10 protein-coding genes are annotated in these 15,566 nt (G+C 45.5%); 9 read left to right on the top strand and 1 reads right to left on the bottom strand.

From position 1 onward, the window contains the following. Positions 1 to 198 precede the first annotated feature (198 nt). The gene (locus tag MWG26_RS22040; RefSeq protein WP_207658932.1) at positions 199 to 1,443 is read left to right on the top strand and encodes a uroporphyrinogen decarboxylase family protein; all 1,245 of its coding nucleotides are present in this window, start codon (positions 199 to 201) and stop codon (positions 1,441 to 1,443) included. Between the two features lie 234 nt (positions 1,444 to 1,677). On the opposite strand, the gene MWG26_RS22035 is transcribed toward MWG26_RS22040, so the two are convergent. Next, positions 1,678 to 2,865, bottom strand: a complete 1,188-nt coding sequence (locus MWG26_RS22035; RefSeq protein ID WP_025653796.1) for an AfsR/SARP family transcriptional regulator — start codon at positions 2,863 to 2,865, stop codon at positions 1,678 to 1,680. Between the two features lie 744 nt (positions 2,866 to 3,609). Between MWG26_RS22035 and ileS the strand changes: the two genes are divergently transcribed. From ileS to MWG26_RS21995, 8 genes are all read left to right on the top strand, one after another. Then, complete coding sequence (ileS, locus tag MWG26_RS22030) at positions 3,610 to 6,765, top strand: isoleucine--tRNA ligase (protein ID WP_117440556.1); 3,156 nt, start codon at positions 3,610 to 3,612, stop codon at positions 6,763 to 6,765. A 5-nt stretch (positions 6,766 to 6,770) separates the two neighbouring features. Beyond that, positions 6,771 to 9,245: a glycogen/starch/alpha-glucan phosphorylase gene (locus MWG26_RS22025; RefSeq protein ID WP_025653794.1), complete on the top strand. Its 2,475-nt coding sequence runs from the start codon at positions 6,771 to 6,773 to the stop codon at positions 9,243 to 9,245. 9 nt (positions 9,246 to 9,254) lie between these two features. After that, positions 9,255 to 10,310, top strand: coding sequence for a hypothetical protein (locus MWG26_RS22020; protein ID WP_025653793.1), 1,056 nt, complete (start codon positions 9,255 to 9,257; stop codon positions 10,308 to 10,310). 57 nt (positions 10,311 to 10,367) lie between these two features. After that, the gene (locus MWG26_RS22015; RefSeq protein WP_025653792.1) at positions 10,368 to 11,357 is read left to right on the top strand and encodes a SpoIID/LytB domain-containing protein; all 990 of its coding nucleotides are present in this window, start codon (positions 10,368 to 10,370) and stop codon (positions 11,355 to 11,357) included. A 42-nt stretch (positions 11,358 to 11,399) separates the two neighbouring features. Beyond that, positions 11,400 to 12,140 carry a M23 family metallopeptidase gene (locus MWG26_RS22010; RefSeq protein WP_025653791.1) on the top strand — a complete coding sequence of 247 codons (741 nt, stop codon included), beginning with the start codon at positions 11,400 to 11,402 and terminating at the stop codon, positions 12,138 to 12,140. Between the two features lie 339 nt (positions 12,141 to 12,479). Further along, entirely contained in the window at positions 12,480 to 12,746 is a 267-nt protein-coding gene (locus tag MWG26_RS22005; RefSeq protein ID WP_025653790.1) for a GIY-YIG nuclease family protein, read from the top strand. Positions 12,747 to 12,876: 130 nt separating this feature from the next. Further along, complete coding sequence (locus tag MWG26_RS22000; protein ID WP_025653789.1) at positions 12,877 to 14,202, top strand: GntP family permease; 1,326 nt, start codon at positions 12,877 to 12,879, stop codon at positions 14,200 to 14,202. Positions 14,203 to 14,391: 189 nt separating this feature from the next. After that, positions 14,392 to 15,531 carry a CdaR family transcriptional regulator gene (locus tag MWG26_RS21995; protein WP_025653788.1) on the top strand — a complete coding sequence of 380 codons (1,140 nt, stop codon included), beginning with the start codon at positions 14,392 to 14,394 and terminating at the stop codon, positions 15,529 to 15,531. The last annotated feature ends 35 nt before the right edge of the window (positions 15,532 to 15,566 follow it).

Here is a 15,566-nt window from a genome sequence, read left to right as displayed (position 1 = left end):
GTATTTTGTAAAATCAGCACTGCATAATTCTGTTGCTTCATCATAGCATATTATTTTAGAAAAATCAAAGAATCTAAACGTTTAGATAAAAATATTAAAAACCATGTTGAATTTAAAACTCTTTCAGTTATAATCATAAGTAACAAATTAATTATCGCATACAAAAAAATCTAATCGTTTAGAATTGGAGGAATAAATATGATGATGTCAAGGGAAAGAGTATTGGCAGCAATCAACCACAAAGAACCCGATTATGTGCCGCTGGATCTGGGCGGGACTCCAAGTTCAGGAATCTCAGCAATTGCTTACAACAACCTGAAGAAGGAGATGGGTATTACAGGCGGGCATACAAGAATATACGACGTTGTTCAGCAGGTAGTACAGCCTGAGCTTGAACTTATGGATAAGTTCGGTGTAGATGTGATTGATATCGGAAGGGTGTTTAATGAGAACGATGATGACTGGTACGATGTAACACTGGCGGATGGTTCTACCGGTCAGTATCCCAAATGGTTTCAGCCGAAAAAGCTGGAAAACGGAGACTATGTTGTTCATGACGCAGAAGGAACTCTGATCGCAAGAATGCCGGTGGGCGCAACTTTCTTTGACCAGACGTATTTCCCTTATATAGATGATTATCCGGATGACTGGTCAGATCTGGACCATCAGATGGGAAAAGTGCTCTGGAGCGCATTGGTGCACAGCCCCTGGGATCATGCCGGCGAAGATCATTTTTATCAGAAACTGAGAGAGCGGACACTGGCCCTGAGAGAGAAAACAGACCGTGCGTTGATGATTACCTGCGGATGCAACCTGTTCGAGTGGGGAACCTTTCTGAGAAGAATTGACAACTTCCTGATGGATACATATGCAGACCCGGAAAATGTGGAATCACTGGTGGAACAGCTGATGATCCGTCATCTGGCTACTTTGGAAAAGGTATGTGAATCTGTGGGAGATATTGTAGACATCCTCCGTTTTGGAGATGATCTTGGAATGGACACCGGGATGTTTATGTCCAGAGAAAAATATCAGGAGTTATTCAAACCATATCATAAACAGTTGAATGAATATGTGCATAAACACAGTAATATGAAGACATTCCTGCACTCCTGCGGCTCTATTTATCCGATTATGGGAGATCTGATTGACGCAGGATATGATGTGATCAATCCGGTTCAGACAACTGCATATCAGATGGATCCCGCAACATTAAAGCGCGAATTTGGAAACGATATAACATTCTGGGGCGGCGGATGCAATACAAGAAGCATCCTGAACAGATCCACGCCGGAAGAGGTTTATGATTACACAAGAAGAATGATTGATATCTTTGCTCCGGGAGGGGGATTTGTATTCAATCAGGAACACAACATCATGCCTGATGTACCGGGAGTAAATATACTGGCAATGTATAAGGCAGTGAATGATTCACGCAAATAGGCGCTTTCAGTAAAAGGCAGGTTCCATGAAGTCACAGAATTCTATAATAATGTGACAGTTCTGGATATATACAATAAGAAGAAAGAGATTATAACAGCACCGCAGCAGGAGAGGCGGGCTGTACCGGGGATCGTGCAATAAGTATGCATCCCCGGTACAGTCTGCCTCTTCTGCTGCGGTGCTGTTTTACGATATAGGAAATGCCTCCGGGGCTTACCCGCTTTGCTCCGGTTTTTAGATTTCCTTGCTCGAGACTTCCAGATACAATTCCGAATTTGGATTCATCTCATGGAACGCCTCGTTTATTCGGTCAGCTACCGTATCCACGCCTATTTTTTCTGTTACGCACAGGAGCACAGAGTACTGAGTCAGCGATGTCCTGGTGAAGACGTCATTTTTACGCAAATGTGTGGAAAGCATATAGTACAGGGTTTCCATGACTTCTTTTACCTTTGCGGCATCCGGCATCTTTTCCTTCTTTGAATGCAGAGTAAGCAGCATCAGATAATGCCGTCCCGGCATACGCAGGGAGGAGCGGGAATGCAGATGATAGATGTTCTTGAAGATATCAAAATTGCAGTAAAAAGTCTGTCCGCTCTTATCATCTTTTCCAAGCGTTGTCTCCAGTTCGTTGATATCAAGCTCTTTGCTGGGCATGCGCAGGAGAATCTCCTGATGGACATCCCTCAGAGATCCGCTGATATCAGTACCGTATTTGGAAGAAAAAAAATCCAGGGTAGTGTGGTAGTATTCCAGTGCTGTCTTAATTGTATTCATACCCAGATAAGCAAGCAGTTTATAACGGTAAAAACGGTCTTCGTCGGGATAGAAAATAATAGACTGGTCACATAAAGCAATCAATTCATCATAACGGCGCCTGGTATAGAGATATTCACACATATTCATGGTACAGTTGATATACATATTCTTATAATAGGTTATGCGGTACTGAACCCATTCGATGGAGGTGTGGTTGGAAAGAAATTCACCGGTATAAAGGCGGTGCATCCGGTAGTAATAACGGAACTGCCTTTCCGGATCAGGTTCCTGCCGGGCCAGGTTGTTGTAATTCTCAAAGTCATGGATGTCGATCTTACAGTAAAGATCTGGATTCCAGTAGTAGGCATCCTGGGTAAACTTGATGTAATCCACATCCTTATCGGGATAAAGATGTTCGAGCTCTTTACGGGCTCTGTATACCAGATTGCGCAGGGCGCCGACCGGACACTTATCCTTTTCGTCGGGCCACAGCATGGCCATCAGTACGTCTTTTGGCACTTTGGTATCCTGATTGGCAACCAGGTAGGATATCAACAATGTCAACTGTGTACTGTTGTGTGCGCTCGGAGCGTACTCATAATAGGGGCTGGATACTGCAAAATCGTTAAAAAATCGAATGTGAAGGTCAGGCTTTCTTCTCATATAACAAATCTCCTTTGTAGTTTTGAATATGGAACTTATACGGGTGGAATATCGATCTGCAGGGGCGGTTTCGCCCTTCGAATAAACGTATGGTTTCATTATACATTATGCATAACATTAAGTTCAACAAATATCCGGTAATTCACTTATAGAAATGGGGCTTGGATTACGAGGTTTGGTATGGGGGGATGAAGAGGGGGGCTATGGAATTTGGTGAAATTTGTGTGCAATCCCTTGACTATTCGCTGGTTTCTTCTTATAATATCCCTGTGCAGACAAAACAGGAAAGACAATGACGAAGACAGTAGGATTTATCTGAAATTTGCAGCGAGCCGGAGGCGGTGGGAGTCCGGTATGAGTAAGGTGTTTCTGAACATCACTTCTGAGTCGCAGTCCTCGAAACGTAAGCAGTAGAGGCTGACGGAGTTCCTCCGTTACGGGAACGCATATACAGGGCAGGAACAGGCAGTCCGAGTATGTTGTAACAGGTGGTAAAACGATAGTTAAAGCTTTCGTCCTATTACAGGGCGGAAGCTTTTTTATGATATGGGAAATTCCAAAGGAATTTCCCATATCATAAAAACCCTCCGGGAGGATGCACACGCCGCGATAAGGTATATAGCCGCAAAGCGGCACCGCGGCGGCGCCAAAGTGTGCAAGCCCCTCATGGGTGAGGAGCTAAAGCGGGAAAAACCGCTTTGTGTGTATAAGGATTCATTTTAATAGAAAGGAAAGAGATGAGTTATGTATAAGAAAGTTTCTACGGATATGAATTTTGTTGAGCGTGAAAAAGAAGTTGAAAAGTTTTGGGCTGATAATAATATTTTCCGGAAAAGTATGGAGGAGAGGGAAGGCTGCCCTGAGTATACATTCTATGACGGGCCTCCGACCGCTAACGGGAAGCCTCATATCGGACATGTGCTGACGCGCGTTATCAAGGATATGATTCCGAGATACCGCACAATGAAGGGGTATATGGTCCCGCGTAAAGCCGGATGGGATACGCATGGGCTTCCGGTTGAGCTGGAGGTGGAAAAGCTTCTGGGACTCGACGGGAAGGATCAGATTGAGGAATATGGCCTGGAGCCTTTTATCGATAAGTGTAAAGAGAGTGTTTGGAAATATAAGGGAATGTGGGAAGATTTCTCCAGTACGGTTGGGTTTTGGGCTGATATGGAACATCCCTATGTGACCTATGATAATAATTTTATCGAATCCGAGTGGTGGGGGCTGAAACAGATCTGGGACAAGGGCCTTCTTTATAAGGGATTTAAGATTGTACCTTACTGCCCGCGGTGCGGGACTCCTCTGTCTGCCCAGGAAGTGGCACAGGGATATAAGGATGTCAAGGAGCGATCTGCGATTGTCAGATTTAAGGTGAAGGATGAGGATGCTTATATTCTGGCATGGACAACTACGCCTTGGACACTGCCTTCTAATCTGGCTCTCTGCGTGAACCCGGTGGAGGATTATGTGAAGGTAAAAGCAGCAGACGGCTATGTGTATTATATGGCACAGGCACTGCTGGATACGGTACTTGGCAAGCTGGCAGAAGAGGATAAGCCGGCATATGAGATTCTGGAGACATATAAAGGAAAGGATCTGGAATACAAGGAATATGAGCCTCTGTTTGCCTGTGCGGCGGAGGGGGCTGCGAAACAGAATAAGAAGGCGTTCTATGTGACTTGTGATTCCTACGTTACACTGACGGATGGTACCGGTATTGTACACATTGCCCCTGCCTTTGGTGAGGACGATGCGAATGTTGGGAGAAGTTATGGACTGCCGTTTGTACAGCTTGTAGATGAAAAGGGTAATATGGCGGAGTCCACGCCATTTGCCGGAGTCTTCGTAAAGAAAGCGGATCCGATGGTGCTTAAAGACCTGGAGGAGAGAGGGCTTCTCTTTGATGCTCCGAAGTTCGAGCACAGCTATCCGCACTGTTGGAGATGCGATACGCCGCTGATCTATTACGCGCGCGAATCCTGGTTCATCAATATGACTGCCGTGAAGGACGATCTGATTGCCAATAACAATACGATCAACTGGATCCCTGAGAGCATCGGGAAGGGACGTTTCGGCGACTGGCTGGAGAATGTGCAGGATTGGGGGATCAGCCGCAACCGTTACTGGGGCACGCCTCTGAATATCTGGGAGTGTGAGTGCGGACATCAGCACTCCATCGGAAGTATTGAAGAACTGAAGTCCATGTCCGATAACTGTCCGGATGATATCGAGCTTCACCGCCCGTATATTGATGATGTTACGATAAAATGCCCGGTCTGCGGCAAAGAGATGCACCGCGTGCCGGAGGTGATTGACTGCTGGTTTGACAGCGGTTCCATGCCGTTTGCACAGCACCACTATCCGTTTGAAAATAAAGAACTGTTTGAACAGCAGTTCCCGGCAGACTTTATATCAGAGGCTGTGGACCAGACGAGAGGATGGTTCTATTCTCTGCTGGCAATCTCTACTCTGCTCTTTAATAAGTCGCCATACAAGAATGTCATCGTGCTCGGCCATGTGCAGGATGAGAATGGCCAGAAGATGAGCAAGTCCAAGGGAAATGCTGTGGATCCGTTTGATGCGCTGAATCAGTATGGCGCGGATGCAATCCGCTGGTACTTCTATGTGAACAGCGCACCGTGGCTGCCGAACCGCTTCCACGGAAAAGCAGTGACAGAGGGACAGCGTAAGTTTATGGGAACGCTGTGGAATACCTATGCATTTTTTGTATTGTATGCAAATATAGATGAATTTGATGCAACGAAATACAGCCTGGATTATGAAAAACTGAGTGTTATGGATAAATGGCTGCTGTCCAAACTGAATACACTGATAAAGACAGTGGATGAGAACCTTGAAAATTACAGGATACCGGAGAGCGCAAGGGCGCTGCAGGACTTTGTGGATGACATGAGCAACTGGTATGTCAGAAGAAGCAGGGAACGTTTCTGGGCAAAGGGTATGGAGCAGGATAAGATCAATGCGTATATGACGCTGTACACTGCGCTCGTGACCGTTGCAAAGGTGGCGGCGCCGATGATTCCGTTTATGACAGAAGAGATCTATCAGAACCTGGTATGCAGCATTGACAGTGGGGCCTTGGAGAGTATCCATCTCTGTGATTTCCCGGTTGTCAACGAGACTTATATCGATGGGGAGCTGGAATCCAATATGGCGAATGTCCTGAAGCTGGTTGTAATGGGACGCGCGTGCCGCAATACTGCTAATATCAAGAACCGTCAGCCAATCGGCCAGATGTTTGTGAAGGCAGGGTTTGATCTTCCGGAATTTTATCAGGAAATCGTTGAAGATGAGCTGAATGTAAAGAATATGAAGTTTACAGAGGATGTGAGAGACTTTACTTCATATAGTTTTAAACCACAGTTAAAGACAGTCGGGCCAAAGTATGGTAAGATGTTAGGTGGAATCAAGTCTGCTCTGGACAGTCTCGACGGCAATGCTGCTATGGACGAGATTAATGAGACGGGAGCATTAAAGCTGGATATCAGCGGCCAGGAGATTACTCTGTTTAAGGAAGACCTGCTGATTGACACGGCGCAGATGGAGGGTTATGTGTCTGAAAATGATAACGGTATTACCGTTGTTCTGGATACGAACCTGTCAGAAGAACTGTTAGAGGAAGGTTTTGTTAGAGAGATTATCAGCAAGATCCAGACGATGCGTAAGGAAGCAGACTTTGAAGTCATGGATAAGATCAAAGTGACTTACGCGGGAAGCGCAAAAGCAGAAGGTGTCTTTGCAAAGCACGGGAAAGAGATCGGAAGCGAAGTACTCGCAAACGAAGTTGTGAAGGCAGAACCGGCAGGCTATGTGAAGAAATGGAAGATAAACGGCGAGGCTGTTACAATGGGCGTAATGAAAGAAGGGATGTAAGTTATATGTATAGTAAGCGATTTGAAAAAGAAGTTTTCAAAGAAATTGTCCGGGACAATGTGAAAACATTGTACCGGAAGAAGATAGAGGAGGCGACGCCGCAGCAGATATTCCAGGCGGTGTCCTATGCCGTGAAAGATATCATCATTGATGACTGGCTGGCAACGCAGGCGGAGTACAGGAAACAGGATGCTAAGACGGTATATTACATGTCCATGGAATTTCTGATGGGCCGCGCCCTGGGCAATAACCTGATTAATATGACTGCGTACGGGGACGTGAGGGAAGCGCTAAAGGAGATGAATATCGATCTGAACGTGATTGAGGATCAGGAGCCGGATGCGGCGCTTGGAAACGGAGGTCTGGGACGTCTGGCCGCATGCTTCCTGGATTCACTGGCAACATTGAACTACCCTGCATACGGATGCGGTATCCGCTACCGTTATGGGATGTTTAAGCAGAAGATTGAGAACGGCTACCAGATAGAGACACCCGATGACTGGCTTAAGGAAGGCAATCCTTTCGAGCTGCGCAGACAAGAGTACGCAAAAGAGGTGCGCTTCGGCGGTACGATCCGTTTTGAAAAGGATCCGGAGACCGGCAGAGATAAGTTTATTCAGGAGAACTATGAATCTGTACGCGCGATACCCTATGATATGCCGATCGTCGGCTATGGGAACCATGTGGTAAATACACTGCGGATATGGGATGCAGAGCCGATTACGAACTTTTCCCTGGAATCATTTGACAGAGGGGACTACCATAAGGCGGTCGAGCAGGAGAACCTTGCCAAGATGATCGTGGATGTGCTCTATCCCAACGATAACCACTATGCCGGCAAGGAGCTGAGGCTGAAACAGCAGTATTTCTTTATCTCAGCCAGCCTGCAGGCCCTGATTGCGAAGTATAAAAAGGACCACGACGACATCAAAAAGCTTTATGAGAAGGTGGCAATCCAGATGAATGATACGCATCCGACGGTTGCTGTTCCGGAGCTGATGAGGCTGCTCATTGATGTGGAAGGCCTGACCTGGGAGGAAGCATGGGAAGTGACCACAAAGACCTGTGCCTATACCAACCATACGATTATGGCAGAGGCGCTGGAAAAATGGCCGATCGATCTGTTTTCTAAGCTGCTTCCGCGTATTTACCAGATCGTCCAGGAGATCGACCGCCGTTTCCTGCAGGAGGTCCGCGCCAAATATCCGGGCAATGAGGAGAAGGTCAGAAAAGTGGCAATCCTCAGGGACAATCAGGTGCGCATGGCGCATATGGCGATTATAGCCGGTTTCTCCGTTAACGGTGTGGCAAGGCTGCACACGGAGATCCTGAAAAATCAGGAACTGAAGGATTTCTATGACATGATGCCGGAGAAGTTTAATAATAAAACAAACGGGATCACACAGAGACGTTTTCTCCTCCATGGTAACCCGCTTCTTGCGGATTGGATCACGGAAAGGATTGGGGACGGATGGATCACGGATTTATCTTTGATCGGCAACCTGAAGCCGCTGGTGAATGATGAGCGCGCAAGAAAAGAATTTATGCAGATCAAGTATCAGAACAAAGTACGCCTTGCAAAATATATCAAAGAAAATAATGGAATCGATGTGGATCCTACCTCGATCTTTGATGTGCAGGTGAAGAGACTTCACGAATACAAGCGTCAGCTGCTGAATATTCTGCACATTATGTATCTGTACAATCAGATCAAGGAGCATCCGGAGATGTCATTTTATCCAAGGACATTTATCTTTGGAGCAAAGGCCGCGGCAGGTTATCTCAGAGCCAAAGAGACAATCAAGCTGATCAACTCCGTAGCGGATGTGGTGAACAATGACAGAAGCATCAATGGCAAGCTGAAAGTTGTATTTATCGAAGATTACCGCGTATCCAATGCGGAGCTTCTGTTTGCGGCAGCGGATGTGAGCGAGCAGATCTCGACCGCGTCCAAGGAGGCATCCGGCACCGGAAATATGAAGTTCATGCTCAACGGCGCACCGACCCTGGGAACAATGGACGGTGCCAATGTGGAGATCGTGGAGGAAGTCGGAGCGGAGAATGCATTTATCTTCGGGTTAACTTCCGAGGAGGTTATTAACTACGAGAAAAACGGCGGCTATAATCCGATTGACATTTACTTTAATGACTGGGAGCTCAAACGTGTAGTAGACCAGCTGATGGACGGCACCTATGCGGGCGGCAACCACGAGATGTACAAGAACCTGTACAACTCCCTTTTAAATACACATTGCACAAACAGGCCCGATACTTACTTTATTCTGAAGGATTTCCGCGCGTACGCAGAGGCGCAGAAAAAAGTGGAGGCTGCCTACCGTGACGTACAGAGATGGTCGAAAATGGCAATGATGAATACTGCATGCAGCGGGAAGTTCACCTCAGACCGGACAATTGAGGAGTATGTAAAGGATATCTGGAAACTCGAAAAAGTGGATGTTCCGTCAGGACAGCCGGAATAGGAGGCATTTATGGATTATTATGACAGCTACACTTATACTTATAACTCACCGGTGGATTCTATGCTTACTGGGATTCTGGCCATTTATCTGATCGTGCTTGCAGTATGGTTCATTTTCTACGTAATCAGTTATATATTCAAAGGAATCGGTATGTATACCATTGCAAAGAGACAGGGGATGGAGTATCCTTGGCTCGCGTTTATTCCGTTTGCCAGGACATATCTCCATGGAGAGCTGGGCGGAAGCATTACCCTCAAATCCAAAACCATCAAAAATCCGGGGATCTGGCTCCTTGCAATGCCGTTTATCTTCGGTGTGGTTAACTTTATTTTTTATATGATCGTATGGATAGTCGGACTGGGAGCGTTTTCCAGCCTCTATTCCAGTGCTTTATACAGCCATGGGGGCGGTACATCCTCACATATCAGCAGTGGTATGATCATGGGAATTATCATCATAGCAATTATCTGGGTGATTGCTGCTATCGTGTACAGTGCCTTCTATAAAGTACTGAGCGTTCTTGTAAATCACCAGATTCTTGAGAAGTTTACTTCCAAAAACATGTCCATTGCTCACGCAGTACTGTGCATGGTGGTTCCTCTTTACGAGTCCATCTGCCTCTTCGCAATGCGCAACAGGAACTTTAATCCGGGAATGGAGCCAGATCTGGGACGACCGTTTATCCAGCCGGGTTACCCAACTATGCCGCCGGCCGGATCTATGCCGGGGCCATATACCGCAGTACCTGCGCCCCAGGAGGCAGTGCAGGAAGAACCTGCAGCACCGGAAACCACAGCGCCTCCCACAACACCGGATATGAGTACGCCGCCTGTACCTCCCGTTCCTCCAGTACCTTCTGTGACGCCTGAAGCACCGGTATCAGAACCAAAGTCTCCTGTTTCAGAGGAGGAGCCGGAGCCGTCAGTAATTATTCTGCCGGATACGGAATCCAAAACAGAAGAAAAGGTATCCGGGCCAGAGACTGACGTAGAAACGCAGAAGCCGCCACAGGGTACCCAGACTTACGAGGAGTACACAGAAAAGAAAGAAAATAGTGACTTATAAAAAAGGGGTCTGACCCCTTTGAGCCCTTCATATAATATATATATGGAGGGCTTTTTTATGGGACAACGTTATATGCAGCAAAAAGTCAAAACCGTCTGTTCATTTTTGCTTATTTTAATTCTGCTTCCCTATGTGGTCGCGGTTTTTGTAAATGGCGCAGATATGGAAGTAAACGGAAAAAATGGCGGTGCTTATGTGCAGGTGAAGAAAACATCGGAGGATGGAAGTGATCAGGTAATCAAGGTGCCCTGGGACGAATATTTTCTGGGCATGCTTGCAAAAGAAATGCCCGGAAATTATGAAGAAGAAGCGCTGAAAGCGCAGGCAGTTCTGATTCGCACCAACCTCTACCAGACATTGGACAGCAGTGAGGATAAGCTGCTGGAGGACAATTACCTGGATACGAAATCTCTGGAAAAAAAGTGGAGTGCCAAGGAGTTTGAAACTTATTACAAAAAGTTAAAAAAGGCAATGGATGAGACCGGAAATCAGGTGTTATACTATAATGACACGTATGCAATGGTACCGTTCCACCAGGCCAGCAATGGTAAAACAAGAAGCGGACAGGAGGTTCTGGGAAATGAAGACTGCCCCTATCTGGCGGTAAAAGAATGTCCTAAGGATAAAGAAGCCGAGGACGAGATGCATGTTTATAACATGGAGTACAAGGAAATACAGGCCAAGTGTCAGCCGTTTCTGGTGGCCGTGGATAAAGAAAATGCAGAAAAAACCTACAGTTTCTCTGATTTTGAAATACAAGCCTATGATTCTGCGGGATATGTATCACAGATGCGGATCGGTGATACGGTCTGCAGCGGCGAACAGTTCCGGGAGGCTCTGTCACTGGCGTCCAGTGCATTCTCTTTGCAGGAGGCGGACGGGGGCCTTCGGATTACGACTATGGGAAAAGGGCACGGCCTGGGGATGAGCCAGTGGACGGCAAACGAGATGGCAAAAGAGGGGAAAAGCTGCGAAGAAATACTGCAAAATTTTTTTGAGGGAACAAATCTGACAGATGGCGGAGAAATATTTACAAAAATAGAATAAGGCGTCATTTTTCTGGCAAAAATATAGCCAGAGGTGATGAATATGAATAAGAATGAAAAGCCATCTTTATTAAAAGGAAAGGGCGCAGCAGTCGGAATCGTGATCTGCTTTGTTGCTGTCATTGTAATGGTTGGAGCATATACATTCAACAATTATAATAAAAAATTGAACCAGCAGCTGGCTAAAGCAGAGGAACAGACTGAACAGCTAACAAAAGAAAAGAGCGAGGCAACGACAACCAATGATATTGTCCTGCCGGAAGCAGAAGGTAATACATCAACAGAAAATGACACCGAAGAGAATGAAAGCGCGCAGGACAGTTCCGCAGGAAATGCGGAGACAGCAGGGAATACCGCACAAGTATATTTCAGCGAGGAGAGCCTGCTCACATGGCCGGCAAGCGGCGCAGTACTGATCAACTACAGTATGGACAAAACGGTATACTTTTCAACATTGGAACAGTATAAGTACAATCCGGCACTGATTATTGGCGGCCAGGTTGGAGAAATGATCGGTGCATCCGCACCGGGCGTTGTTACAAATGTAGAACAGTCCGCCCAGACAGGTACCACAGTCACCCTGGATATGGGAAACGGATACAGCGCAGTATACGGGCAGCTCAAGGAAGTGCCGCTGGAGGTCGGAGATTATGTAGATGCAGGCCAGACAGTCGGATATCTGAGCGAACCAACAAAATATTATAGCGTGGAAGGGCCGAACCTTTACTTCGAGGTGCTCAAAGATGGGGCTCCTGTGAATCCTATGGACTTTATGGAGTCTTAAGGGGGAGGGACGCCATCCAGGCGCATGGAGCAGCCGCCCGTCGGGAAAACACTAGATGTCTTCCCGGCGGGCGGCTGCTCCATGCGCCTGGATGGCTGGGAGCATCCGACGGTGAGAGGCGGATGCGGAGCGCCAAGGATGATTTATAAAGATTAGAGACTTTCTAGGTGGTTCTGTGGGACTTTGGTTATCTGGTTATAAAAAGGACTTTTTTTAGTTATCCACAAAATTACAGGTGGGGGTGGGGAATTGGTGGAGTTATCCACAGTGAGGGAGTTTTTTTTGATCAGGATGTGGATATGTGGTATAGTGATAGGTATGGAAAGGTGTGTTTGATGGATGAATTATACATATATTTTGAGGTGCAGGGACGGGAGTTTGTATACAGGGTGGACGAATGACCTGGAGAAGCGGGTGAGTGACCATAATGCGGGGAAGGGGGCTAAGTATACGCGGGCCCGCAGGCCTGTGGTGCTGGCTTATTTTGAGGCTTTTGAGACGAAGGAGGAGGCTATGCGGCGGGAGTATGCTATTAAGCGGCTGCCGCGCAGGAAGAAGCTGGAGCTGCTTGGCAGCAGGGGACTGGTATGTGGAAATGGGGGATAGATCCTGAAAGGCTTAAAAGTGATTTTTAGTATTTGAATCTAAAAAAGAAACAATTGTTTGTATTCTAGGTACAAGAACGTCTGCTGCTCTCCTTGATATAATAGGTATAACAAATATCAGGAGGAAAATCATGGAGATAGCAATTATTTTTTTAGGGTTGATTCTACTTATTTTTTTGGTGTTCAAGGGGGTTTCCATTTATATTGCAACGCCTATATGCGCCATACTCGTTGCAATTTTGAGCGGAGTTGATTTTTTTCAAGCGTACATGACAACCTATATGGAAGGTATGGTTGGATTTGCAAAAACGTATCTGCCGATGTTCATGCTGGGGGCAATCTTCGGCAAGGTAATGGAGGACTCGGGGGCATCAAAGTCTATTGCACTTTTCATTGTCGGGAAGCTTGGAAAAGGGAAAGCATTGCTTTCTATCGTGCTTGCCGGAGCGGTTCTGACTTATGGCGGAGTTTCTATGTTTGTTGCTTCTTTTGCCTTGTATCCGCTGGCACTGGCTATCTTTCGGGAGGCAAATATCTCCAGGCGTCTAATACCGGCAACAATACAGGCCGGAACCTTTACATTCACGATGGTGGCACTTCCCGGTTCTCCTGCAATTCAGAATATTATTCCGACCAACTATTTTGGCACAACTGCGATGGCGGCGCCTGTACTGGGAATTATTGCAGCAGTCATGATGTTTGGGTTATCCATGTTGTGGCTGGGACATGCAAAAAAACGGTATGAAAAGAAGGGGCTGTTTTTTGATGAACAGCCGGGGAAAGAGCTGCCTTCAGAAAATGCGGAGGATTTACCTCATCCGCTTATTTCGCTGATACCGCTTGTAACAGTACTTGTCAGCTATAATGTATTGCCTGCAATTATACCGGTGGGCGACTTTGTAAAGGCAAATATGATTATTCCGGCTTTGCTGCTCGGTAATATTGTAGGAATTTTATTAAATCTAAAGTACCTCCATCCATTGAAAACACTGAACGATGGTGCCACAAACTCGATTATTCCTACACTGAATACAAGTGCAATTGTTGGCTTTGGCGCGGTAATCAAAGCAGTTCCCGCCTTTGCAGCGCTTACGGATGCTATCTTTTCTGTGAATATAAGCAATCCACTGATTGCGGAGGCAATTGCTATCTATGTAATAACAGCGGCGACAGGGTCATCCTCCGGTGGATTAACCATAGCAATGGATGCCATGAGCAGTAAGTTCATTGATTTATCTCAGTCAACGGGAATATCACTGCAGACTTTTCATCGTGTTGCGGCAGTATCATCGGCTGCATTTGACAGCCTTCCGCATAATGGCGGTGTGCTGGTGCTGCTGGATCTGTCCGGATATGGGTACAAACAGATTTATTTTGATATGTTTATGGTCACGGTTATCATACCTTTGCTCACCTCTTTTGTAATGGTATTCCTTGGCGGCCTTGGTGTTGTGTAACGATAGTTTTGTTAGTTATAAAAAGTATATATTATAAGTGCGTTTCTGCAGGGATTAATGATAAATTCCTGCAGGGACGTGTTTTTGTTCATAATAGAGAACATAATAAACGGACTGTTCATGGTTCAGATAGTTGTTAAATATGTAAATACATCTATAGAATAATTGGTTTTTTAAGGGAGAGAGGATATGTTAGATAAAATACTTGCTGAGCGGTTTATTGATAAGATTTCCGAATTTACGGAATATAATGTAAATATTATGAACGAAAAAGGGATTATCATTGCCAGCAAGGACAAAGACAGGATTGGAGGATTTCACGAAATTGCGTATAAGATCATAAATGGAGAAGATGATCAGATTATAACAGAGCATGAAGAGCATAATTATCTGGGAGTGAAATATGGTATCAATATGGCCATCTTTTATCATCATAAGAAGATTGGCGTAATTGGAATGACAGGAAAGCCCGATGAGGTTGCTCCTATACTGAAGATTATGAGAATGTCTGTGGAGACCATGCTGGAATATGAATTATATAAAGAAGATATACAACATCGTAAGAATCTGAAGGAGCAGTTTTTGAATTTAATACTCTATGGTGAAGATACAGATCTGTTTTCTTTGAAATATTATGCCTCCCAGCTTGGGTACTCGGAAACTGCCGTCAGAATCCCCATACTGATTACAACAGAGGGAAATGTGGATACCTCGCAGCTCCTGAGGAAAATTAAAGAGGGAAGTCTGCATACTTATGAAGATATTTCTGCGGTAACAAGGGAAAAACAAATTATTATATTTAAATGTTTTGACAAAGGCAAGATTCTTCAGGGGACATATAAGTATGTAATAGGGGAATATCTGGGGAACTTTCTTGGCTTTTTGCTGGATCGTGATATCGAATGCCATTTTTATATCGGAACCTTCCAGAATGAGCTGGAAGAGTATAGAAAAGCATATCAACAATGCTGCTGGCTCCGGGATCATGTGAAGGCAAAAAGCAGAGGAGTATATTTCTACGACTATGCCGGTGAATACATACATTCCCTTGTCCCATTTATGGAGCTGCATCAGATATATCACGTGTTTGAGGAACTGCTTGATGAGAAAAATCAGGATGATATAGTAGAACTTGTAGACGCCCTTGAGCGTAATAATTATAATCTGGTAGACAGCAGCAAGGAATTATTTATACACAAGAATACACTGGTGTTCCGGTTAAATAAGCTAAAAGTAATCTTCTCCATAAATCCTTTACAAAAATCCAATGAAAGAGAATTTTTAAAGTATATGTGTGCGTATTTTAAGCGAAAAAGAAACGGTTTTTAGGAAAAAACAGCGAAAGTCTCTAAAAGGACCTCCGC

Origin of the sequence: Faecalicatena contorta (assembly GCF_022835095.1) — a bacterium.
Lineage (GTDB): Bacteria > Bacillota > Clostridia > Lachnospirales > Lachnospiraceae > Faecalicatena > Faecalicatena contorta.
The sequence above is the reverse complement of the archived record's forward strand: the minus strand, read 5'-3'. Positions and strand labels throughout refer to the sequence as shown.

Coding starts and splice junctions, on each gene's coding strand:
- MWG26_RS22010 (WP_025653791.1), top strand. CDS start 11,400: ATGAATAAGAATGAAAAGCCATCTTTATTAAAAGGAAAGGGCGCAGCA.
- MWG26_RS22020 (WP_025653793.1), top strand. CDS start 9,255: ATGGATTATTATGACAGCTACACTTATACTTATAACTCACCGGTGGAT.
- MWG26_RS22005 (WP_025653790.1), top strand. CDS start 12,480: ATGAATTATACATATATTTTGAGGTGCAGGGACGGGAGTTTGTATACA.
- ileS (WP_117440556.1), top strand. CDS start 3,610: ATGTATAAGAAAGTTTCTACGGATATGAATTTTGTTGAGCGTGAAAAA.
- MWG26_RS22000 (WP_025653789.1), top strand. CDS start 12,877: ATGGAGATAGCAATTATTTTTTTAGGGTTGATTCTACTTATTTTTTTG.
- MWG26_RS22040 (WP_207658932.1), top strand. CDS start 199: ATGATGATGTCAAGGGAAAGAGTATTGGCAGCAATCAACCACAAAGAA.
- MWG26_RS21995 (WP_025653788.1), top strand. CDS start 14,392: ATGTTAGATAAAATACTTGCTGAGCGGTTTATTGATAAGATTTCCGAA.
- MWG26_RS22025 (WP_025653794.1), top strand. CDS start 6,771: ATGTATAGTAAGCGATTTGAAAAAGAAGTTTTCAAAGAAATTGTCCGG.
- MWG26_RS22035 (WP_025653796.1), bottom strand. CDS start 2,865: ATGAGAAGAAAGCCTGACCTTCACATTCGATTTTTTAACGATTTTGCA.
- MWG26_RS22015 (WP_025653792.1), top strand. CDS start 10,368: ATGGGACAACGTTATATGCAGCAAAAAGTCAAAACCGTCTGTTCATTT.